The following is a 22,747-nucleotide window of genomic DNA, read 5'->3' on the forward strand; positions in this document are numbered from 1 at the left end:
CCCGCCGATCAAGGTTGCGTCTGGAGAGGGAGAGGAAGGCCGGGAGGGGTCGAGTCCGTGCGGTCGAGAGAGAGCGCCGTACGGGCTCTCACCCTTTCCGCTCTTCCGAGGTTCCCACCATGTCCATGATTTCCGCATCCGCGGCGGCATCCGCCACCGCGCCGCTTCCCCTTGCCCTCGAAACCGATACTGCCGCCCGCGTCTTCGCCGCAGCGGGCCTGCTGCTTCCCCATGTCGAACGCGGCCAGCGGATCGACGCCGCCACACTTCGCGGTGCGATGGAAGCGGCCTTCGGCGCTTCCGACGCGGCCGGCGCCTGGGACTGGAAGACCGCCTACGAGGCGTGCGAGGCCGCCACAGTCCTGTTTCTGCGCAAATACGGAAAGACGCTTATCCGCAAAGCCGGGTCGGCCGCGCATGGCCTGCCGATGCTGACCAAGATTGCCGGGCTCCTGCCGACGCATACCCGCCGCTCGGAGGAAGCGCAGACCTTCCAGCAGTTCTCGACCCCGATCCCGCTCGGCCTGGTCGCCGCGACCGCCGCCGCCATCACGCCGACCGACCGCGTGCTCGAACCCTCGGCCGGCACCGGCCTCCTCGCCATTCTCGCCGAGATCGCCGGCGGCGGACTCGTCCTCAACGAGCTGGCCGACATGCGGGCTAGTCTTCTCTCCTCCCTCTTTCCGGCCCTATCCGTCACCCGCCTCGACGCAGCCCAGATCGACGATCATCTTGATCCGGCCCTCGTCCCGTCCGTGGTGCTGATGAACCCGCCGTTCTCGGCGCTGGCGAATGTCGATACCCGCATGGCCGACGCAGTTTACCGCCATGTCGCCTCAGCGCTTGCGCGCCTGGCGCCCGGCGGCCGGCTGGTGGCGATCACCGGCGCGAACTTCGCGTCCGACAATCCGGCGTGGACCGACGCCTTCACCCGCATGCAGGAGCGCGGCCGCGTCGTCCTCTCGGCCGCGATCGACGTTTCCGTCTATGCCAAGCACGGCACGACGATCGCCACGCGGCTGACCGTCATCGACAAGCTGCCGGCCGACGATCCCGCGATTTTCCCGGCCGCTCCGGGCGTCGCGCCGGATGTCGCCACGCTGATGGGTTGGGTCACGGAACATGTTCCGGCCCGGCTCCCCGTCGAGCTGCCCGGCCTGCCTGCCGCCACGCCGACCTCGGCCGCGCCTCGGACCGTGCGCGGCTATGTCAACCGCAACACCCGACTCGCACGCCCCATCACGCCCGCCGAGCCCGAGGCTGAGCCGCTCGACTACGAGACCCAGGACTGGCAGGCCGCCGAGGGCAGTCACATCAGCGATGCGATCTACGAGGACTACCGCCTTCAGGTCATCCGCATTCCCGGCGCTCAGGCCCATCCGACGCAGCTTGTGCAGTCGGCGGCCATGGCCAGCGTCGCGCCGCCCAAACCCAGCTATCGGCCGCATCTGCCGAAGACCATCCGTAGCCTGCTGTCGGACGCGCAGCTCGAAACCGTCATCTATGCCGGCGAGGCCCATTCGGACCACATCCCCGGCGCCTGGACGGTGGACGAAACGCTCGATGTCGTCTCGGCCGCGCCCGAGGACGCCAAGGACGCGGTGCTGTTCCGCCAGGGCTTCATGATCGGCGACGGCACCGGCGTCGGCAAGGGTCGCGAGTCGGCGGCGATCATTCTCGACAACTGGATGCAGGGGAGGCGGAAGGCCGTCTGGATCTCGAAGTCCGACAAGCTCCTGGAGGACGCGCAACGCGATTGGCGCGCGCTCGGCATGGAGCCTTTTCTGCTCGTGTCGCTGTCGCAATTTCCGCAGGGCAAGCCGATCACGCTCGGTGAGGGCATCCTATTTACCACCTATGCCACGCTGCGCTCCGACACCCGCGGGGAGAGGGTTTCCAGGGTCGAGCAGATCGTCCAATGGTTGGGAAAAGACTTCGATGGAGTGGTCATTTTCGACGAGGCGCACGCCATGCAGAACGCTGCCGGCGGCAAGGGAGAACGCGGTGACGTCAGCCCGTCCCAACAGGGTCGCGCCGGCCTTCGCCTGCAACACGCGTTGCCCAATGCCCGCATCGTTTACGTCTCGGCCACCGGCGCGACCACAGTGCATAATCTCGCCTACGCGCAGCGGCTTGGCCTCTGGGGCGGCGAGGATTTCCCATTCTCGACGCGCGCCGAATTCGTCGAAGCGATTGAGGCCGGCGGCGTCGCGGCCATGGAGGTTCTCGCCCGTGACCTACGCGCGCTCGGCCTATACACCGCTCGCTCGCTCTCCTTCGCCGGCGTCGAATACGAGTTGGTCGAGCACGAGCTGACGCCCGAGCAGAGGCGCATCTACAACGCCTATGCCGGCGCTTTCACCGTCATCCATAACAATCTGGATGCGGCGATGGAGGCGTCGAACATCACCGGCTCCTCCGGCACCTTGAACCGGCAGGCGAAGTCGGCGGCGCGCAGCGCCTTCGAGTCCGCCAAGCAGAGGTTCTTTGGCCATTTGTTGTGCAGCATGAAAGCGCCAACCCTGCTGCGCTCGATCGCCGCCGATCTGGAGGCGGGCCATTCAGCCGTCATCCAGATCGTCTCGACCGGCGAGGCCCTGATGGAGCGCCGGCTGGCCGAGCTACCGACCGAGGAATGGAACGATGTCCGCGTCGACATCACGCCGCGAGAATACGTCCTCGACTACCTCGCCCATTCCTTCCCGGTGCAGCTCTACGAACCGTTCACCGACTCGGAAGGCAACCTGTCGTCGCGGGCCGTCACACGCGACGGCCAGCCGGTCGAAAGCCGCGAGGCGGTCGCCCGCCGAGACGCGCTCATCGCCAAGCTCGCCAGCCTGCCACCGGTCCCCGGCGCGCTCGACCAGCTCATTCAGCACTTCGGCACCGACACCGTGGCCGAGGTGACCGGGCGCTCCCGCCGCATCGTCCGCAAAGCCGGTAACGGCGTCACGGTCGACCGGCTCGTGGTCGAGACCCGCGCCGCCTCGGCGAACCTTGCCGAGACCCAGGCGTTCATGGACGACGCCAAGCGCGCCCTGGTGTTCAGCGACGCCGGCGGAACCGGCCGCTCCTACCATGCCGAGCTGTCGGCGAAGAACACGCGGCTGCGCGTCCACTATCTGCTCGAAGCCGGCTGGAAGGCCGACACCGCCATTCAGGGACTTGGCCGCACCCACCGGACCAACCAGAAGCAACCGCCGCTCTTCCGGCCGATCTCGACCAATGTGAAGGCCGAGAAGCGGTTCCTCTCGACTATCGCCCGCCGGCTCGACACGCTGGGCGCAATGACGCGCGGTCAGAGGCAGACGGGCGGCCAAGGGCTGTTCCGACCCGAGGACAATCTAGAATCGCACTACGCGCGCGACGCGCTGCGCCAGCTCTATCTCCTGCTCGTTCGCGGCAAGGTCGAGGGCTGCTCGCTCGAACGGTTCGAGGCCGCGACCGGCCTGAAGCTAATGGACTCCACCGGCATCAAGGACGAGCTGCCGCCGATCACGACCTTCCTCAACCGGCTGCTCGCGCTGACGATCGAGCTTCAGGGCGTTCTCTTCACCGCCTTCGAGCAGCTCCTTGCCGCCAAGATCGAGGGCGCGATCGCATCCGGCACCTATGACGCGGGACTCGAAACCCTGCGCGCGGAGAGCTTCGTCGTCACCGAACGGCAGACGATCTACACCCATCCGCGCACCGGCGCGGAAACCCGCCTGCTGACCATCGACGAGCGCAAGCGCAACCGGCCGGTCACGCTCGCCGCCGCCCTTGCCGAACTCGACGATCCGCGCGCGAAGCTCCTCATCAACGAGCGGTCGGGCCGCGCCGCCGTGCAGATTCCGACCACCAGCGTCATGCTCGACGATGGCGAGGTCGACCGCCGCGTGCGGCTGATCCGGCCGATGGAGGCGCATAACATCCCCATCCGGCTGATGGGCGGAACCCAATGGGTCGAGGCCGACAGCGACGCCTTCGCTTCGGCCTGGAGCGCCGAGGTCGCGGAGGTGCCGGAGTTCTCGACCGGCACGCTGCATATGGTGACGGGCTTGCTGCTGCCGATCTGGAAACGGCTGCCGAACGAATCCACCCGCGTCTATCGGCTCCAGACGGATGCCGGTGAGCGCGTGATCGGCCGCCGCGTCTCCCCGGCCTGGGCCGCGCAGGCGACCGAGACCGGCACCACGGCGCTTGCGCCTTCGGATGCCTTCACGGCGCTCATGGACGGCCGCACCGTCCTTGATCTTGCCGAGGGGCTTCAGCTTCGGCGGGTCCGCGTCATGGGCGCGCATCGCATCGAGCTGTCCGGTTTCACCGACACGATGCGCGAGCGCCTGACGGCCTACGGTCTCTTCCATGAAATCATCTCGTGGAAGCTGCGCATGTTCGTTCCAACCGATGCGTCGGCCGTCGACGTGCTTACCCGCATCCTCGACCGCTGGCCGGTCGAGCGCATCGGCGAACGGGAGACGGCTTAATGTCTCGGCTCGACGCCTCGGAACTTGCTATCCGTCTCGGCCGAAGGGCCGAGGCGGTTTGTCGCCAATATCTCTCCAATGGTCGCCGTGAAGGCCATTATTGGCTGGTCGGTGATGTCAACAACACGCCGGGCCGTTCCATGTATGTGCGCCTGACCGGCCCGGAGACCGGCAAGGGCGCAGCGGGTAAATGGACCGATGCTGCGGTCCCCGACGCCCATGGCGACCTGCTCGACGTGATCGCGGCGGCGATCGGGCGCTCCGACTTCCGCTCCATTGCGGCCGAGGCACGACGCTTCCTGTCGGAACCCGATCCCGGACCGCTGGAGGGGACGGCTCATGGCCGGAAACCGACGCCATCTGGATCGCGCGAGGCAGCGCGCCGGCTCCTTGCCATCTCGCAGACGATCCGCGGCACGATTGCGGAAACCTATCTGCGCAGTCGCGGCATCACGGCGCTGCATGATCTCGGCAGCCTCCATTTCCATCCCGGCTGCTACTATCGTCCCAGAGGGTCCAGCGTCACCCAGGCGCTTCCGGCGATGATCGCAGCCGTCACCGACCTCGCCGACGCCGTGACCGGGGCGCATCGCACTTGGCTCCCGCCGGGCGGTGTCTGGAGCTCGAATGTCGAAACACCGCGCCGGGCGATGGGCGGCCTCCTCGGCAACGGTGTGCGGTTCGGCCGGTCGGGCGACGTGATGGCGGCCGGCGAAGGCATCGAGACCGTGCTGTCGGTCCGCTCGGGTCTGCCCCGCATGCCGATGATCGCGGCGCTCTCGGCGGCTCACCTCGCCGCCGTCCTGTTCCCGACGGAGCTGCGCCGGCTCTATGTCGTCCGCGATCGAGATCCGGCTGGAAACCGCGCGCGGGACATCTTGATCGCCAGGGCAACGGCGGTCGGAATCGAGGCGATCGGCCTCGCCCCGCATGGCGGCGACTTCAACGACGATCTGCGTGACAGCGGCCTCGACGCCCTCATGGCGTTGCTGAAGGACCAGCTTCACCCCGACGATGCGGGCCGTTTCCTGAGCCGTTGAGTGAGCGTGATCGGGGCCGGGCGATGCGACCGGCGCGAAATCGTCGTCGGGTCATGGAGACCCGGTCTCCGTGTGCCGGAAAGGCCGGCGACCTTGGCCTTCTGAGAGGGCGAGCGGCCCACAAACCGGCCAGCCAGGCAATGGCCGCGACCGGCTAATTTCCGCCGGCGGGGCGAGCCCCGCCTTTGCATCGCGAAAACAAATTAGCCGGACCCGGCCATCGAGGCCCTCGCAAGAGGCGAGGGCTGCCAGGCCGTCCCGCCCGTGGGCTTTCGTCGCCATGAAGGCCGCGACGGTCGCGGCTTCCCGAACAAGGAGCAACGGGATGACCCATCACGACGACGATTTCGAGCCGGTCCACACCTCGTCCCCCACCGATCACGTCCTCACCGAATTGCAGCTTTACGGCTACCGCCCCTTCGAGGATGAACTCGATCCTCGTCCGCTGCCCGAAGGCAACGCGGTCGCAGGCGCCATCGCCGACATCTTCGACGCCCTGGTCGCCACGCTTGGCGATACCCGCCTCGAACCCGACCTCGACGAGTTGCTCTGGGGAACGGTCAATCTGTTCCATCGCGCCGCCAGCCGGATCGAACGCGAGCTTGACGACAATGAGCAGGCACAGCGCCGCCTCCAGCGGGAACAGGACGGCTCCGAGGTGAAGTCGACCGAGCTGGAGCGCCTCACGGCCGAGGGCCAGACGCTGATCGAGCGGCGGAACGCTTTCGAGCTGATGCGCGACCAGGCCGGCGATCACTTCGAGCACCAGACCGGCACGCCCTGGCGGCCCCGCACCGGCTCGTTGGTCAACCATCGCAACATGACGGCGGCGGTGATTGACAGCCGGGACTTCCTGGCGGCCAGACGCCGGGCGGAAACCGAGCTGATGCTGCCCTCCGGTCCGGTGGTCGCAGTCTCCGGCGGCACCGACTTCAACGATCACGCCCTCATCTGGGCGAAGCTCGACCAGGCCCTTGGGAAGCGACCGGACATGGTGCTGCTGCACGGCGGCTCCGAGCGCGGCGCCGAGAAGATCGCCGCCCGCTGGGCAGATAGCCGCAAGGTGAAGCAGTTCCCGCTCAAGCCGGATTTCAAGAAGTATCCGGCGAAGCAAGCGCCCTACAAGCGCAACGATGCGATGCTCGAAATCCTTCCGGTCGGCGTCCTCGTCTTCGGCACCGGCGGGATTCAGGCGAACCTCTACGACAAGGCTCGCAAGCTCGGCATCCCTGCCAGGATGTATGAAGGTGGCGCGTGAGCGCCACCTTCACCACGGCGAGGCGGCTCGGTCGGCCGCCTCGTCCCTGCGCAGAATGGCTGCAAAGACTTGACTGCAGCGCCGTCTTACGGCTCAAATAGGAGCCGTAAACCCGGCGAAATAGTCAAATCCAGGCGGTGCGCAGCGTAGAGACGGCCTGTCGAGATACGACCATCATCGACCCGAGGAGGCTTTCATGACGCTTATCCTGCTTGCTATTTCCGGCACCATCACCTTCTGCGTGATCGCGTGGCACCTGGCGATCTATGCCCTGCCGTTCATGGTCGGGCTGACCGCCTTCCAGTGGGTCTATGCCGCCGAGGCCGGCTTCGTCTGGTCGGGCCTTGCCGCTCTCGGTGCGGCGCTGGCCTCCGTGGTGCTGGTCATCGCTGTCGTCGGGCTGGCGAAGAACCTTGCGCTGCGCCTGGTGGCGCTTGCCGTCTTCGCCGTGCCGGCCTTCATCGCGGGCTATGCCCTGGTCTATGGAATCCTCAAGCACGGCACCGATTCCGCGCTCATGCTCAATTCCTTCGGGATCTTCGCCGGTGTCGTGATCGCCATCGCGGCGATTGTCAACCTCAACGCGCTCGGCGAGGCGGCGCTGTCCCGCTAGGCGGCGGCGCGGGCCTTCGGCCGGGCGCCCCGCCGGTAAGGAATTATCGGCGGAACCGCCGCGCTAGGGCGCGCGGCAATCCCACATTCCTGTCAGAGCATCGGATCGGTCCAAAAACCGGAATCCACTTTTTGGTCCGATGCTCCCGCGATGAAAGGGTGGCAGGGCCGCCCCTCTCAAGCTCTCCCCAAGGGTGCAGGGCAGAGCCCCGCCCCCTTCGACCCCCACCCATGGAAGGGGGTATCACCCCCTTCCAAACCATCCCCATCCCAATGCGGACACGGCGTCTGGTCGACGCCGTGGTTGCTCCTCTCTCTGACTTCCCATTTTACGTCAGCCCATCCGGTGTAAAGGACTTCGCGGCACCTCCAATTTTCAGCTTCGCCCGAAGATGGTCAAAGCAGAAAATCGGTTCCTCCGCTTGCCGCACGGCGGCCGCTGAAACGGTCCTCGACACCTCTGGGCTACAACGTGGCCCACCTTTCGTCATCACGAAAGGAGACATGACATGCCTAAACTCGTCTTCAGCGACTTCCTCACGAAGTTCGATGCCTACGCCCGCGAGGTTCGGGAAAACCGCACCAGATGCGAAACGCGCTTCGCACAGGTCGTTCATGACCGGCTGATCGAGGCGCTGGAGCGCCATGCCGGATCGTGCCGGCAAGCCGTCGAGATCGAGCGGTTACTGCTGGCCGAGACGGATGAGGACGCGCGCGAGGCCCTCGAAGACAAACTCAGCTTCTGCGTCGGCGATCTCGAAAGTGGCGGCGGCGGCACCTATCCCTGGCACCTGCTGGACGCCATTGATCCCGATCCAGGCTGCGGCGGTTACATCGACCCCGCTGCGCGGATGCCGACCTATCGCCCCATCCCGGCGTCGATGACCGTGAGCGACGAACATCTCTGCGGACTCGGCGCGATCATCGAGCGGATCGCGGCAGATACCGGCATCCGCTTCACCACTTACCTCTACTACGATTGCATCGGGCCGGAGGGCGCAGCCGATCTCGATCCTGAGATCTACGAGAAGCCCCTCGGCAGCATCACCTACCGATAGCGCCGGTAAGGCGGCAGGCGGCGAAAGCCGCCTGCCGCCTTTCTGCTGTCGAGATGGCGACGGCCGTTCGGATCGACCGGCCGCCGTCGCCTCGGAAGGAAGGGCGCGCCCCTCCTTCCACCATCCTCCCGTGGAAAGGGGTGTCACACCCCCTTCCAGACCTTCCCCCGATCATCGGGGATCGCCTTCGGCGATCGTCATGCTCTCCATCTCCGGGGAAAGACGACTCCGCCCTCTCTCCCCAGCAAGGCCGTGCCCCCGGTATCCCCGACCTTCCGCGCTGCGCTTGTGCAGGGCGGGTGATCCCCCTCCGCGGTCCCGGCCTTGCCCCCCTCTCACCCGCTGCTCCGCGCGAACTCGGAAGCAGGAGCGGGCGCCTGCTTCCGCAGAAAGACCCGGCTTCGCCATCGAGAGGACTTCGACATGACCGATTTCAATCCCATCGCGCTTCTGCAATCCGTCAAGCGTCTGCGCCATAGGGCGCTGCTCGGCCGCGACGACAGCACGACCACCTTCATGCGCAACCTCTATGGCCAGCTACTCGACAAGCTCAATCTGATGGCCGCCGATCTTGTCGACGAGATCGCAACCTTCGAGGAACTGGACCACGACCGAAAGGCGTCCGAGGCTGGCGAGTCGTGGTTCTATTTCTACTATATCTGCACACCCTTCGAGCGCAGATGGATCGAGCACGGCCCGATTTCGGTGCTGGACGAAATCACCATCTTTGCCCGTATCGAAGATGACGCTTGCCTCATCGACCTGAACTATACCGAGGTTCCGGCCGCCGAGCTGGGCGAATTGCCCGCGCTGCTCGAGGCGATCCGGCAGAAAACCCGCGTCACCTTCATCGCCGCCCGCGTCTGAACCGATGGAGGGCAGGCCATGCCTGCCTTCCTTTATCATCGCGGAACGCCGGGCAAGCCGGAGACGACCATCGGCTTGGTGCAGAAAAAGGGGGGCAAGCCGCCCCTCGCAAAGCTCACCCCCATGAAGGAAGGGCATGGCCCCTCCTTCAAACATCCTCCCCTGGAAAGGGGTGTAACACCCCCTTCCAGACCTTCCCCGTTCCAATGCAGTCGCGGCCCCTCGTCGGGGCCGCGGGCTACCTCTCTCTCTGACGTCCTATTTTACGCCAGGCCATCCGGTGTAAAGGATGATCGGCACCTCCAATTTTCCTCCGCCGGCCCTTGGCCGACTCCAAAAAATCGGCACCTCCGATCCCCGCGAGGCGGCCGCTTGCGCGGTCCTTGACACCTCTGGCCAACAGCGTGGCCCACCTTTCGTCAGAAACGAAAGGAGAACTCCATGACCTATCGCAAGATCATCACCATCGACGGCGGCAGCGCGCAATATTGGCAGGACCGAAAGGAAGGCTTCCGGCTCATCCGCGAGGCCGAGGAAGCCATCGAAAACCTGAGGGACGAGCGGATGTATATCGCCGGCAGGTGGGACGACGAATACGGCGACTACGAACCCGTCGAGAATCTCGCACCTTTCGACAGGGTGGATGAAGCGATCGCGGCGATCGAAGCCAATGAGACGGCGGTGAGCATCCTCATCGCGCAGCGCCGCACCTGCATCGGCGACTGGAAGGTCCGCGCGGTGATCTACGCGCTTGCCCGGATAGACGGGATCGACCCGGAAAGCGACTACGAACTGCTGCACGGCCCGGACTGATAAGGTTAGGCCAGCGACAGGCGGCTTCGGCCGCCTGTCGCCTTTGCTTTGATGTCAGTGCAATGACGGCAGGATCGACCGGCCGCCATCACATGCGAAAGGGGGCGTGCCGCCCCCTCTCACAACTCTCCCCATGAAGGGGCAGGGCCTTGCCCCGCCCCCTCAAACACCCCCACCCATGGGAAGGAGGGACGGTTCCCTCCACCTCCTTCCCAAACCCATCCTCCCCTCCCGGTTGAAGCTCGGCCGGCCGCTTCCGCCGGGAAAACCGGACCGAAGGCTGATGCCGCCAGATTTCGGTCCCCCGGTCAGACCAGGATCGGTCGTCTGACAGTTCCGTCCTGATCTTCGACGTTCGACGTCGGCGGCGACGCCCCAGACGCTCTCGGCGAAACGACTGCGTAGTGGCGGTCGCTAACCCTGCGGCGCAAGCCATGGGTCGCCCTGTTGCGGCCGATGACGGGAACCATCATGCCTCTCATGCTTGGCAGCGTCTCGAGGCCAGCCGTTCGGGCCGACAACGCGGTGACGGTTCCAGCCATTATCGGCGCAGGCGTTCGGCGCGATCATTCCGACGTGGCGACGAGTAGGGTGGTGGCTTGCTCGTTGCGACAAGGGAGCGGTCGCCATGTCGGCGTTGCGGTATCGGTGTCGCCGGGAAGCCGCCGAGGATCAGGTTGACGCATAGGTCTTCGGTTTGCTCTCGCGGAAAGACCAATCCCTCCTCCTTGAACGATCCCCTAAGTCCGTTCCGTTTCCACCGGCAACCCGCAAGCTTTCCGGGCCGTGTTGCCGCGCGAGCGCGACTGCCCGCCCCACCCCGGACCTTGCGAGTCGAGCTGCCGCCCAAGGGCGTCAGTGCAGGTGCCTCCGGACGGCCTTCATCCGGGTCTCGTCGGAGGGACGGTCCCTCCGGCGAGAGCAAACCGGAGACAGAAGATGTTCAACCAAGTCACCCTCATCGGCAACCTCGGCGCAGACCCCGAAATCCGCAACACCAACGGCGGCGGCAAGGTCGCGAACTTCTCCGTAGCCACCTCCCGCCCGCGCTACTCCGACGGGAAGATCGTTCGCAACGAACGCGGCTACGCCGAACAGGAAACCGAATGGCACCGCGTCGTCGCCTTCAACGGCCAGGCCAAGTCCGCGGAGAAGTGCGTGAAGGGCATGATGGTCCTCATCATCGGCCGCAACAGGACGAACAAGTGGCAGGACCGCGACGGGAAGGACCGCTACACCACCGAGGTCGTCGCCGAGAGTATCAGGTTCCTCGCCTGGCCGAAGCGCGAGGACGAAGATCCGGCCCCCGATGTCCTCGACGACGATATCCCGTTCTGACCGGAGGACGAAAGGCCCGGCGGCACCAGCCGCCGGGCCTTTCCCCATGTTGGCGGTCGGCCGAGCTTCGACAAGAAGGCGCGCTGCCGCATCCGATATTTCCGCACACACCGGATGGTCCGCCAGGAGGAACCTTGCCATCGCGCTCCATGCGGTCGTGCCAACATCCGCTCGGCGCCACCATCGCCATTCGGTCGAATCGCGGTCATGCCAAGGCGACGTCGCGGTCGGCGCTGGCAGTGCCGATCACCCATCAATGCGGCAGGATGACGCAGCGGCGTGAGCATCTCCGGCAGCAAGGAATCCAGCTCCGGCTGGATGACAGCGCCACCCCGCTCTTGGAGGCTGACCTTGGTTTCAATCCCGGCCTTCCACGATCAACCCCGCAAGGGGGTCCGCTACGCGCGCGTGCGGCCCTTCCGGCTCTGGCCTCCAGGGTGATCGCGGCCGCGACCAAACCCATCGGGCGCCTGTCGAGCGGGGATGGTCCCCGCCACCAGAACGGGAGCCGGATATGTCGCTTGTAGATGCCCACGCCTTTGCCCTCAGCCTCGCCTCGACCCTGATGGTCTCGATCGTCATCTTCCGCGCCGGCGACGGCACTATGGGCGTGATGCCCGCCACCGAATATGACGGCGACGAGGACACCATCGTCCACGAGTTGGACCCCTTCGCCCGGTGAGGGCGCCGCCGGGCCGCCTCCGGCCCGGCGTCAGCGGACGCGGTCGGCAGAGACGCACGAACCCGAATCAGAAAAATGCCACCCGCCACTTGACGCAGCTTGGACGGCGATAATGGATGGATTTGGCCGGCAAGAACGACTATTATAGATGGGGTATTCGGGCACTCCCTAGCCAACAAAGTCGTGGATGTTCCTGAATTCCTCAGCGATTCAGGGGGCATCATGCGAGTTGGGTGAGTCAGCTAAAACTTCTATGATCCGGCACGATGCGACTTTCCCATTGTCGCACGATTTGATCATCCGAGTGAGCTCGCTCTTAAGTCCGAGAAGGCGTCGGATCCGCACCTCGACGGCTTCGAGCTGATCGGTGGCAATTCGGCTCACCTGCTCACAAGAGGACTCTGGCCTTTCCTGCAGAGCGAGCATCGTCTTAATAGCCGGGATGTCGAAGCCGAGATCCCTGGAATGGCGTATGAACGTCAGTCGCCGAACATCCTCTGCTTCATAGAGGCGCCGCCTGCTCTCTGTGCGGGGCGGCGGCGGGATGAGATTGATCCGCTCGTAGTAGCGGATTGTCTCGATATTGACGCCTGTCCGTTGTGACAAGGCTCCGATGGTGATCATGGCGAATTCATTCCGTAACGGTGGTTCGAGTAGGGATAACAACTGGGCGGAAGCGTCATCGGCATCCGTGCGCCGATTGCCGTTGGCCGCTGAGCGCCAACCCTCAGGGCACGTTCATTCCGACGGCGTGTGAGCGCGCAACTCCTCCAACCAGAGGCGGGCGTTGCCATCCGACGGAGCGCGCCAATCGCCGCGCGGCGACAGCGAGCCGCCAGCAGTGACTTTGGGGCCGTTCGGCGACGCCGAGCGCTTGAACTGGCTGATCGTGAAGAAGCGATAGAGGAACACCTCCATCCACGATCTGATTGTGGGCAGATCATATGCGCGACGGCGCTCTTCCGGATACTGTGGAGGCCAAGCTCCGGCGGTGGCGTCACGCCAGGCATGGAAGGCCAGGAAAGCGATCTTCGACGGCTTCAGGCCATAGCGCGTCAAATAAAACAGGGTAAAATCCTGCAGTTCATAAGGCCCAATCTTCTCCTCCGTACTTTGTAAGGCGCCGCCTTCGCCGGCCGGCACGAGTTCTGGCGAAATCACAGTGTCAAGAATGGAGAGCAACGTGCCGTTCGTTGCCTCATCGAAGGCGGCTGACTGTGCCACCCAGCGGATCAAATGCTGGATGAGTGTTTTCGGCACCGACGCGTTGACGTTGTAGTGGCTCATATGGTCGCCGACACCGTAGGTCGACCAGCCGAGCGCGATTTCGGACAGATCGCCAGTGCCAAGCACCATGGCGCCTCGCTGGTTGGCTGCACGGAACAAGATGTCCGTGCGCAGGCCCGCCTGCACGTTCTCGAACGTCACGTCGTAAACCGGCTCGCCTTGCGCGAACGGATGCTGAAGTGACGCCAGCATCTGCTGCGCCAACGGCTTGATGTCGATCTCCTCGGCGGTGACGCCGAGACTACGCATCAGCGTCCAGGCATTTGCCTTGGTGGCCTCCCCCGTCGCGAAGCCCGGCATCGTGAAGCCGAGAATGTCGGACCGGGGCCAGCCTAGCCGGTCGAACGCTTTCGCCGCCACGATCAGCGCGTGAGTGGAGTCCAGACCACCGGAGACCCCGATGCAGACGCGGCGGATGCCCGTCGCCTGAAGGCGCTTCATCAACCCCTGGACCTGGATGCTGTAGGCCTCATAACAGTCCTGGTCGAGGCGTGCCGGATCGGCTGGAGCATAGGGGAAGCGCGCGACGGCCCTGCGCAGCCCGAGGTCCGTCATCGACGGCTCGAACCGGAAGCCGATACGCCGGAACCTGTCTTCAGGCATAGCTTGTGCGATGGCCGCCTCGTTGAAGGTGCCGGTGCGCAGGCGCTCCAGTCTGAGCCTATCAACGTCGACATCGGCGATGGCCATTTGCGAGTCCTGCGGGAACCGTTCGGTCTCTGCCAGCAGCTGCCCGAGTTCATAAATGCAGGCTTGACCGTCCCAAGCGAGGTCCGTCGTCGACTCGCCCGGACCGGCCGCGGAATAGATGTATGCAGCCCAGCACCGCGCCGATTGGGTTGCGCAGAGCAGCCGGCGGGTTTCGGCCTTGCCGACAGTGATGTTGCTGGCCGAGAGGTTGGTAAGGATGAGAGCGCCAGCGAGCGCGGCAAAGTCGCTGGGCGGAGCCGGTCCCCATACGTCCTCGCACAGCTCGACGTGGAAGACGAAGCCTGGCAAATCCTCGGCCGCTAAAATCATATCCATTCCGAAGGGGACGGACTGACCAGCGATCTCGATGGTAGCGCCTTTCAAGTTTCGGCCCGAAGCGAACCAACGCTTTTCGTAGAATTCCCGATAATTCGGCAGATGTCCTTTGGGAACAACACCCAAAATGCGCCCACGATGGACGGCGACAGCGCAATTGTAGAGTCGTCCTTCCCGCACCAGCGGCGCGCCGATGAGCAGAACCGGCGAAAGCTCGCGGCTCGCGGCCGCGACTTCCTCGATCGCTTGTTCCACCCGCTGCAGCAACGCGGCTTGGCCGAGAAGATCGTCAATCGCGTAACCGCAGAGGCCCAATTCCGGGAACACCATCAGCGCAACACCCTGGCGCGCACCGTCGCGGGCGAGCGCGAGCGTCTCAGCGACATTGTAGCTGGGATCGGCGACTTCGCATTTCGGTGTACAGGCAGCCACGCGAACGAAACCCTGCTGATAAATCGAATAGAAGCTCATCCGCCGGTCTCATCTCGTGTTCTTGCGGTGCCCGATCTCGGCACCAAGTGGCCGTGACCGCTGTTACGGCGACCGGGTTCAGTCACGGCCTCGACCCCTCGCAAGGGTTGATTCTGTAGTTACTACAGGATTTATATACCTATGATCGGGGCGTGTGAACCCACGCGCGATGAGTGGTCGCCCCCGGTCTTTCATCACCACAGGCAGGCGGCGGAGGACGACAAGGAGCAAGGACAGTGTTCAAGAGGCTCAGTTCTGACCAGGTGGGCATTGTCCGAGCCTCAGCCGTCGCGCTCGCCTTCGCGGCGGTCGTCCTTGTGGTTGGCTATGCCTGGCTGCCTCCTGAATTGTTCGGCCTCAGCCCAGAGATGGACTTCGGTGAGCGGATCGCGTTCACGTTGAAGGCGAGTATTCTCATGTTTCTCTGGCTGGCCGGCTGCGTCGGCGCGGTGAGCAGAGGCAGGTTCTATTCGCCGGCGGATATACGGGGCTCGGCGTTCGGCAAACCCAGCCCGGCAATCGCCGTGCGTGCCGCGGTGCTGCAGAATTCATTGGAGCAGACAGTACTGGCTTTTGGCGCACATCTGACCCTAGCAGCGCTTCTGCGAGAAACCGAACTGGTGCTCATACCGCTGCTGGTTGCTCTGTTTCTGGTTGGCCGCATCACCTTTGCATTCGGCTACGCCAAACGAGTCTCAGGCCGGGCTTTTGGCATGGCGCTCACCGGCGCCTCAATAATCGCGAGCTATGGAATTGTGGTCGGGCTGATAGCCGCCGGACGCTGACGTCTGTCGCTCGCTTGGACGGCAAAAAACGATTGAAAGGCCTCTTGCTCCTGTAGCCACTACAGAATGTATGGTGCGTGAAAGGATTCGAGCCGGGCTCGAGAGAATAAGCAAATTTAGGAGACCGCAATGACTATTGAAGCCGAGGCTAGAAGCACCTTAGGCACGTTACGCTTCAAGGTTGAGGGCTTGGATTGTCAGAACGAAGTTCGGATGCTTCGTGCCGCGGTCGGTCCCGTCGTCGGTGGCGAGGACAAGTTGTCGTTCGACACCAAGGGCGGTGTCATGGAGGTCGCGGGCCTGACCGCTCCGGCACTCGATACCATTGAGCAGGCGGTCGCTACCACTGGAATGAGGGCACAATTGCTGGCTGAGCTGGATAAGTCCTCCGCGTCGGCGTGGCTGTTCAAGGTCGAGGGCCTCGATTGCAAAAACGAGGTCGCGATGCTCAAGCGCGAAATCGGCCCTCTGGTTGGCGGTGAGGACTGGCTCGCCTTCGACACAGCAAAGGGGTTGATGACGGTCGCGCCTCAGCACCGTGCCTCGATCGACGAACTCGTGAGCGGCATCTCAAGAACCGGGATGTCAGGCTCTCTCATCCAGGATGGTTCGGCCGAAACCATGCTCCTGCGTGTGCGCGGCCTCGACTGCAAGAATGAGGTGGCTGCTCTGACCAGGGAACTGGGACCGCTCGTTGGCGAGGATAAGCTCGCCTTCGACACTTCGCAGGGTGCGATGACCATTGCACCTCAGAGCGGGACAACCCTCCAAGAGATCGAACAGGCGGTCGCGCGAACCGGGATGCGGGCTGAGCTGTGGACAGCGCCGGCCGTTGCTGAGCAGGCAACCTGCGATGCCGCAGGATCCGCGTGCGGTTGCGCGACCAACGTGAAGGAAGCCCTCAGCCCGCCGCCGATCAATCTGCCTGGCGGCGTTGTCTATCGAATCCATGGCATGGATTGTGCCGACGAGATCGCCGCCCTGAAGCGCGAAGTCGGCCCGCTCGTTGGTGAGGACAAGCTCGCTTTCGACCTTCTTAACGGCCGCATGTCGATCGACATGGCGCCTGACGCCGCCTTGGAGGCCAAGATCGAGAAGGCCGTTGTACGCGCCGGCCTGCAGGCGGAGCCCTGGACCGAGGGCGCCACCAGCGAAGGGGCACGGGCAGAAGAGCGGCGCAGACGCATTCAATCATGGCTGACTGCTGCGAGCGGCCTGTTCGTCGCGATCGGATTTGCGGTTCACGCCTGGGTCGGAGGTGGAATCATCGCGGCCTTCGAGGCAGGCGAACATGGTGCAGGTGCAACGCCGCTGCTAAGCGTCATTCTCTATACGCTCGCCGCGCTTTGTGCTGTGCGTTACGTGGCCCCGAAGGCTTGGCTCGCGGCCAGGCGCCTGCGTCCCGACATGAACCTCCTGATGGTGATCGCCGTCGTGGGTGCGATCGGAATTGGCGCTTGGTTCGAAGCCGCAACGGTTTCGTTCTTCTTCGCGCTCGCCCTTGCTCTCGAGGCCTGGAGCCTCGGCCGAGCGCGGCGGGCCGTGGCGGCCCTGATGGAGCTCGCGCCGCCGACCGCGCGCATCATGCTTGAAGACGGCACGGAGAGAGACGTGCCGGCAGCCGAAGTCCGTGTCGGTTCGCACATCATTATTCGACCTGGCGATAAAGTACCGCTCGACGGCCGTGTGGCCGCCGGAGAGAGTGAGGTCAACCAGGCACCGATCACCGGCGAAAGCGTCCCGGTCTTCAAATCGGAAGGAGACGACGTTTTTGCAGGCACCATCAACGGCGAAGGCGCGCTGGACGTCGTGACCACCAAGGCGTCAAGCGATACCACGCTCGCGCAGATCATCCGCATGGTCGGCTCCGCGCAGGGCCGGCGGGCTCCCAGCGAGCAGTGGGTCGAGAAATTTGCACGCGTCTATACGCCCGTCGTTATGGCGCTCGCGATAGCCGTTTTTTTGGTGCCGCCGCTGTTGCTCGGTGGTGGCTGGGAGGTTTGGTTCTATCGCGCCCTCGTATTGCTCGTGATCGCCTGCCCCTGCGCCCTTGTCATCTCGACGCCCGTGACCATTGTGGCTGCCCTTGCGGGAGCTGCGAAGCAGGGCGTGTTGGTGAAAGGCGGCGTCCATCTCGAGACGCCGGCGCGCTTGAAAGCAATCGCCATGGACAAGACGGGGACGCTCACCGAAGGACGTCCTCAGGTCGTGGAGATCTTGGCGCTCGGCAGCCGAAACGAGGATGACCTTCTTCGGTTAGCAGCAGCCCTCGAGGCGCGCAGCGAGCACCCCATCGCCCGCGCTATTTTGGCGAGGGCAACAGAAAACGGCATTGCCGCACAACCGGCCGAGGCCGTCCAGGCCATCACGGGTCGCGGCATGACCGGCCGCGTCTCCGGTCGCGAAGTCTGGCTTGGGTCACGCCGCTACCTCGATGAACGCGCGGTCGGCTCACCGGCCATCCTGGAACGCGCCGACACACTTTCCGGCGCTGGCCGGACCATTGTCGCCGTTGGCGACGGCCAGGAAGTCTGGGGACTGATCGCTGTTGCCGATGCTGTGAGGGCTGAAGCCAAGGATATCGTCACCGCGCTGCATCGGGCGGGCGTGGAAAAAGTGGTGATGCTGACAGGCGACAATCGGGCCACCGCCGAGGCGATTGCCAAGCAGACCGGCATTGATGAAGTTCGCGCGGAACTTCTGCCCGGCGACAAGGTCACGGCCGTCGAGGACCTGGTTCGGCGCTATGGCGTCGTCGCCATGGTGGGTGACGGGGTCAATGACGCCCCTGCCATGGGCCGCGCCAATCTCGGCATTGCCATGGGCGCAATGGGGAGCGACGCAGCCATCGAAACGGCAGACGTCGCCCTGATGTCGGACGACCTCTCCAGACTTCCCTGGCTCGTGCGCCATTCACGAGCCACGCTCGCCGTCATTCGGCAGAATATCGCCTTCTCGATCGCCGTGAAGCTGTTGTTCACAGTGCTGACGGTGATCGGTCTCGCATCCCTTTGGGGCGCGATCGCCGCCGATGTTGGGGCCTCCCTGCTGGTCGTTCTCAACGGTTTGCGGCTCCTCAATCGGGAACAGCGCCAGAGAGATGGTGGCCCAGTCGGCGGCGCAAAGGTTCGAGCACAGGAGCGCCAGCATTCCACTGTGGCTCGCCCTGCAACTGCGCATTGAGCCAATAGCGGCCGCCCTGTATTGGGGCGGCCGCTGACGACAGAAATGCCGATCAGAACCCGAAGAACACAAGGAATCATCGTGGCCGAACGTCCCGCTAGAAATATCGCGATATGGGTTGGCGGCGCATTTGTGGCCGCGCTTCTTTTCGACGTTGCTACGAAGTGGTTGATCATAAATGCCGTCATGGTCCCGCCACGCGTGATCGAGGTTGTGCCCTTTTTCAACCTGACGCTCGGCTTCAACACCGGAGTCAGCTTCGGGATGTTCCAAGATGTCTTCCTCGAGCATCCGTTGGTGTTGGCCGGGATCAAAGTGGCGATCACGGTCGGTCTTCTCGTTTGGGCAATGCGGACCCGCAGGACCATTGAAGCAACGGCTCTCGGTTTGATCGCCGGCGGCGCCGCCGGCAACATCGTTGACCGCGTGCATCAAGGCGCGGTGACAGACTTTCTCGATTTTCACATAGGCAACTGGCATTGGCCGACCTTCAACATGGCGGATGTTGCAATCAGCATTGGCGTCGCGCTGCTCCTGGCTGGATCGCTTTTTTCGACCCAACCGGTGCTTCGCACGCAGGAGCCGCTTAGCAACGGGAAGCGCTGAGCATGGCGGCGCTGGAAATATCGTTGCTCGGGCTGGCGACAGCGGCCGCTGCCGGCGCTATCTCCTTCCTTTCACCCTGCGTCCTGCCGCTCGTGCCGGGCTACCTGTCCTATGTCGCTGGTGGCGCCGGCACGACCGGCAGCAGTGATGCGGTATCCCGGCTTCACATCTTCCGCCCTGCGCTGCTGTTCGTGCTCGGGTTCACGACCATATTCGTGCTGCTTGGAGTCAGCGCGATGGCCCTCGGCGGCCTTCTCCAACGCTTCCAGATGGAAACCAACCTGATCGGCGGAGCTCTGGTCATTGTCTTCGGTTTGGCGATGACGGGGCTCCTTCGCCTCCCGATACTCATGACCGACCGCCGATGGAACGGACCGCGCCAGGTCAATGGACCGGTCGGCGCCTTCCTGCTGGGTGTCGCCTTTGCCTTCGGCTGGACGCCCTGCATTGGCCCGGTATTGGGCTCCATCCTCACGGTAACCGCGACGTCATCAGGCAACGGCGCGATTCTTCTCGGAACTTACGGCCTCGGCCTCGGTGTGCCGTTTCTCCTCACGGCCCTCTTCATGGGAAACGCGGCAGCCGCATTGAAGCGCATGCGCCGCGTCGGTGCCGCGCTGAACATCGGCGGTGGTGCGGTCATGATCGGCGTCGGCGTTTTGATGATGACCGGGAGGTTGCAGGAGATCGCCATTTGGATGCTGATGACGTTTCCGATGCTGGGAGCGATCGGTTGAGGGACTCGCTGGCTGCCGCGAATTGCTGCGACTCGTCAGTCGGCTTCAGAACCCCCGCCGAACTTTGGCGCGTGATTCATCGGGGCGCGCCCGCGCCGCGCAACAACCGGGAGCCAGAATGACGGGAGCGTGTACTCAAGGCGTCGACACCGGATTCGTGGCGCTAGGCTATGGCAAGGTCGCCCTGCTCGGACTTGTCCAAGGCATCACCGAGTTGCTACCGATCTCTTCGACCGCCCATATGCGGATCGTGCCTGCGCTGCTCGGTTGGCAGGATCCTGGCTCAGCCTTTTCAGCCGCCATGCAGCTTGCAGCGCTTACTGCAGTCGTCAGTTATTTCTGGAGCGACGTGAGCCAACTAGCCACCAATTCGCTGCGTGCCGTCGCAAATCGGGATTTCCGAGATCGACACTTCCGCTTCTCGGTCGGAATTCTCCTTGCCACGATCCCGATCGGTATTGCCGGCCTTTCCTTGTCTGGAGCGTTGAACGCGTGCGGCTCGCCGCTTCGTACTCTCGAAGTCATCGGCTGGGCGTGCATCGTCATGGCTGTCCTCCTGGCGCTCGCGGAGATTTTTGCCCGGCACCGACGAACGCTTGAGAACACATCGGCCATCGATGCAATGATCGTGGGAATTGCTCAAATCGGAGCGCTGATTCCTGGCGTTTCGCGTTCAGGCTCGACTTTGACTGCGGCGCTCGCCCTCGGCCTGAAGCGAGATGAGGCGGCGCGGTTCTCATTCCTTCTTGGCCTGCCGGCAATCGCCCTGGCTGGCTTCAAGGAGCTCTGGGAACTCCACAAAGTGCAGCTTTCCGCCGACGGCTGGTCACTACTTCTTGTCGGGCTCGTCGTGGCTTCTATTTCCGCGTTCTGTGCGATTTGGGGGCTGATGCGCGTTCTCGAGCGTTTTTCCGCCTGGCCGTTTGTTATTTACCGAGGTGTTCTCGGTATCGTACTCATCTGGGCGGTTGCTTTGGGCTATTTCACTTGAGATGCAAAATATCGGAAACGTGTATGAGTGAAAAACAACAAGAAGAAGGTGAAATCGAGCTTGACGCGAGCAATGCCGCCGAACGCAGGACTCTTATCTGGGTTCTTGCCATAAACTTCTTGCAGGTGATCGTGGCCGGTGTCGTCGGCGTTATCGCAGACTCGACAGGTCTCTTGGGTGCCGCCCTGGATAATTTGGGAGATGCCGGCGTTTATGCCGTCAGCCTTTATGCCGTCGGCCGGACGATCGTGGCAAAGGTGCGAGTGGCGCGTCTTTCGGGTTTGCTTCTGATCGCCTTTGGACTTGCATTGTTCGTGGAGGTGCTTCGCCGTTTCTTCGTGGGTGCCGAGCCAATCGGCCTCGCCATGATCGTCACGGCTCTCGCCAATGCCGCGCTTAATGTAGTTTGCTTAAAACTGCTGCGGTCGCATCGGGATCGAGGTGTGCATCTCAAAGCGTCCTGGATCTTTACGACGAACGATATGCTGGCGAACGCCGGCATTGTCGCGTCGGGTGCCGCGGTCATGTTCTTCGCGTCCCCGCTGCCTGACCTAATCATCGGGTTGCTGGTTGGCGGCATCGTGCTCAAGGGTGGCTGGAATATCCTGAAGGAGGCGCACGATGCAATAGGTGATGGCTCGTCGCGGCCCAAGGGCCAGTCTAGTCCCGAGAACGACTGAAATAGTCGTAGTTTACAAAATGGTCTGTAGATTGGTTATGAGACGTGTCGACTCTTGATTCGGAGGAGTTCGGCATGTCTCAAAGCTATTATATTGGGCTGGATGTTTCCGCCCGAACAATCAATCTCTGCGTTGTCAACGCCGATGGGCAGGTAGCGCATGAACGAAAGCTTTCATCCAATCCGGAAGAGATTGCGCAGCATATCCTGTCGCTCCCGCTTCCAGTCGTCCGCGTCGGTCTCGAAGCAGGGATGCTGTCTCAGCACATTTATGGGCATTTAGCCGAAGCCGGCATTCCCATCGTGTGTGTAGAGACCCGGCACATGAAGGCGGCTCTCTCCGCGCAACTCAACAAGACCGACCGGCATGATGCGCGCGGAATCGCGCAGATGATGCGCGTCGGCCTCTTCAAACCCGTCCACGTCAAGACGCCGACAAGCCAGCGCCTTCGGACCGTCCTGACGGCCCGCCAACTCCTGCGAAACAAGCTCCAGGATGTTGAAAATGAAATCCGTGGTCTCATCCGAAACTTCGGATATCACCTCGGCAAAGTCACGGCGCGCGATTTCGAGCCGCGAGTACGGGAACTGATCGCAGGAAGCGACCTACACATAGTCGCTGATACGCTCCTGTTGGCGCGGCGATCGCTGCGGGAGCAGTTCGGTCGGTTGGACGATTTGCTTGTCCGTCTCGCGCGGGACGACACTGTTTCGCGCCGGTTTATGACGGTGCCGGGGGTCGGCCCGCTCTGTCCGACATCAGCGCCCATGAGACAGAATTGGTTTAATTGAGAAGAGAGGATTTTCGGCTCATCGTAGCTCATTCAAAGGAAGCGAAGATGAGA

Annotated in this window: 18 protein-coding genes; 16 read left to right on the top strand and 2 right to left on the bottom strand. The window is 63.7% G+C overall.

Annotation, left to right across the window (positions count from 1 at the left end):
- Nucleotides 1-119: 119 nt before the first annotated feature.
- The 9 genes from CRO48_RS26625 to CRO48_RS32445 all read left to right on the top strand — a co-directional run bounded on the left by CRO48_RS26625 (nucleotide 120) and on the right by CRO48_RS32445 (nucleotide 12,137).
- Entirely contained in the window at nucleotides 120-4,469 is a 4,350-nt protein-coding gene (locus tag CRO48_RS26625; RefSeq protein ID WP_097142788.1) for a strawberry notch family protein, read from the top strand.
- On the top strand, nucleotides 4,469-5,509 hold the full coding sequence (locus CRO48_RS26630) for a DUF7146 domain-containing protein (protein ID WP_097142789.1): 1,041 nt from the start codon (nucleotides 4,469-4,471) through the stop codon (nucleotides 5,507-5,509). The genes CRO48_RS26625 and CRO48_RS26630 overlap by 1 nt, the downstream gene beginning before the upstream one ends.
- Nucleotides 5,510-5,834: 325 nt before the next feature.
- Nucleotides 5,835-6,767, top strand: a complete 933-nt coding sequence (locus tag CRO48_RS26635) for a DUF2493 domain-containing protein (RefSeq protein ID WP_097142790.1) — start codon at nucleotides 5,835-5,837, stop codon at nucleotides 6,765-6,767.
- Nucleotides 6,768-6,963: 196 nt separating this feature from the next.
- Nucleotides 6,964-7,380, top strand: a complete 417-nt coding sequence (locus tag CRO48_RS26640) for a hypothetical protein (RefSeq protein WP_097142791.1) — start codon at nucleotides 6,964-6,966, stop codon at nucleotides 7,378-7,380.
- Between the two features lie 508 nt (nucleotides 7,381-7,888).
- Entirely contained in the window at nucleotides 7,889-8,437 is a 549-nt protein-coding gene (locus CRO48_RS26645) for a hypothetical protein (protein ID WP_097142792.1), read from the top strand.
- Nucleotides 8,438-8,860: 423 nt separating this feature from the next.
- Nucleotides 8,861-9,304, top strand: coding sequence for a hypothetical protein (locus CRO48_RS26650; RefSeq protein ID WP_097142793.1), 444 nt, complete (start codon nucleotides 8,861-8,863; stop codon nucleotides 9,302-9,304).
- A gap of 441 nt (nucleotides 9,305-9,745) precedes the next feature.
- Nucleotides 9,746-10,117, top strand: coding sequence for a hypothetical protein (locus CRO48_RS26655; protein ID WP_097142794.1), 372 nt, complete (start codon nucleotides 9,746-9,748; stop codon nucleotides 10,115-10,117).
- A gap of 939 nt (nucleotides 10,118-11,056) precedes the next feature.
- Nucleotides 11,057-11,455 (top strand): single-stranded DNA-binding protein, encoded by a 399-nt coding sequence (locus tag CRO48_RS26660; protein WP_097142795.1) that lies wholly within the window; start codon nucleotides 11,057-11,059, stop codon nucleotides 11,453-11,455.
- Between the two features lie 514 nt (nucleotides 11,456-11,969).
- Complete coding sequence (locus CRO48_RS32445) at nucleotides 11,970-12,137, top strand: hypothetical protein (protein WP_164477646.1); 168 nt, start codon at nucleotides 11,970-11,972, stop codon at nucleotides 12,135-12,137.
- A 210-nt stretch (nucleotides 12,138-12,347) separates the two neighbouring features.
- On the opposite strand, the gene CRO48_RS26665 is transcribed toward CRO48_RS32445, so the two are convergent.
- Entirely contained in the window at nucleotides 12,348-12,761 is a 414-nt protein-coding gene (locus CRO48_RS26665) for a MerR family transcriptional regulator (RefSeq protein ID WP_024338473.1), read from the bottom strand.
- Between the two features lie 114 nt (nucleotides 12,762-12,875).
- On the bottom strand, nucleotides 12,876-14,921 hold the full coding sequence (locus CRO48_RS26670) for an NAD(+) synthase (protein WP_024338472.1): 2,046 nt from the start codon (nucleotides 14,919-14,921) through the stop codon (nucleotides 12,876-12,878).
- A 236-nt stretch (nucleotides 14,922-15,157) separates the two neighbouring features.
- Between CRO48_RS26670 and CRO48_RS26675 the strand changes: the two genes are divergently transcribed.
- From CRO48_RS26675 to CRO48_RS26705, 7 genes are all read left to right on the top strand, one after another.
- Nucleotides 15,158-15,706, top strand: a complete 549-nt coding sequence (locus CRO48_RS26675; protein WP_024338471.1) for an MAPEG family protein — start codon at nucleotides 15,158-15,160, stop codon at nucleotides 15,704-15,706.
- Nucleotides 15,707-15,919: 213 nt separating this feature from the next.
- Nucleotides 15,920-18,889, top strand: coding sequence for a heavy metal translocating P-type ATPase (locus CRO48_RS26680; RefSeq protein WP_233203725.1), 2,970 nt, complete (start codon nucleotides 15,920-15,922; stop codon nucleotides 18,887-18,889).
- 81 nt (nucleotides 18,890-18,970) lie between these two features.
- Nucleotides 18,971-19,495 (top strand): signal peptidase II, encoded by a 525-nt coding sequence (lspA, locus tag CRO48_RS26685; protein WP_044411231.1) that lies wholly within the window; start codon nucleotides 18,971-18,973, stop codon nucleotides 19,493-19,495.
- 2 nt (nucleotides 19,496-19,497) lie between these two features.
- A complete protein-coding gene (locus tag CRO48_RS26690; RefSeq protein ID WP_024343497.1) occupies nucleotides 19,498-20,232 on the top strand; it encodes a cytochrome c biogenesis CcdA family protein in 735 nt (244 codons plus the stop codon).
- A gap of 118 nt (nucleotides 20,233-20,350) precedes the next feature.
- Nucleotides 20,351-21,223 carry an undecaprenyl-diphosphatase UppP gene (gene uppP, locus CRO48_RS26695; RefSeq protein ID WP_024343496.1) on the top strand — a complete coding sequence of 291 codons (873 nt, stop codon included), beginning with the start codon at nucleotides 20,351-20,353 and terminating at the stop codon, nucleotides 21,221-21,223.
- 23 nt (nucleotides 21,224-21,246) lie between these two features.
- A complete protein-coding gene (locus tag CRO48_RS26700) occupies nucleotides 21,247-21,903 on the top strand; it encodes a cation transporter (RefSeq protein ID WP_024343495.1) in 657 nt (218 codons plus the stop codon).
- A gap of 74 nt (nucleotides 21,904-21,977) precedes the next feature.
- Nucleotides 21,978-22,694, top strand: coding sequence for an IS110 family RNA-guided transposase (locus CRO48_RS26705; RefSeq protein WP_097142797.1), 717 nt, complete (start codon nucleotides 21,978-21,980; stop codon nucleotides 22,692-22,694).
- Nucleotides 22,695-22,747 lie beyond the last annotated feature (53 nt).

The sequence above is a fragment of the Rhizobium subbaraonis genome, from assembly GCF_900220975.1.
GTDB lineage: Bacteria > Pseudomonadota > Alphaproteobacteria > Rhizobiales > Rhizobiaceae > Mycoplana > Mycoplana subbaraonis.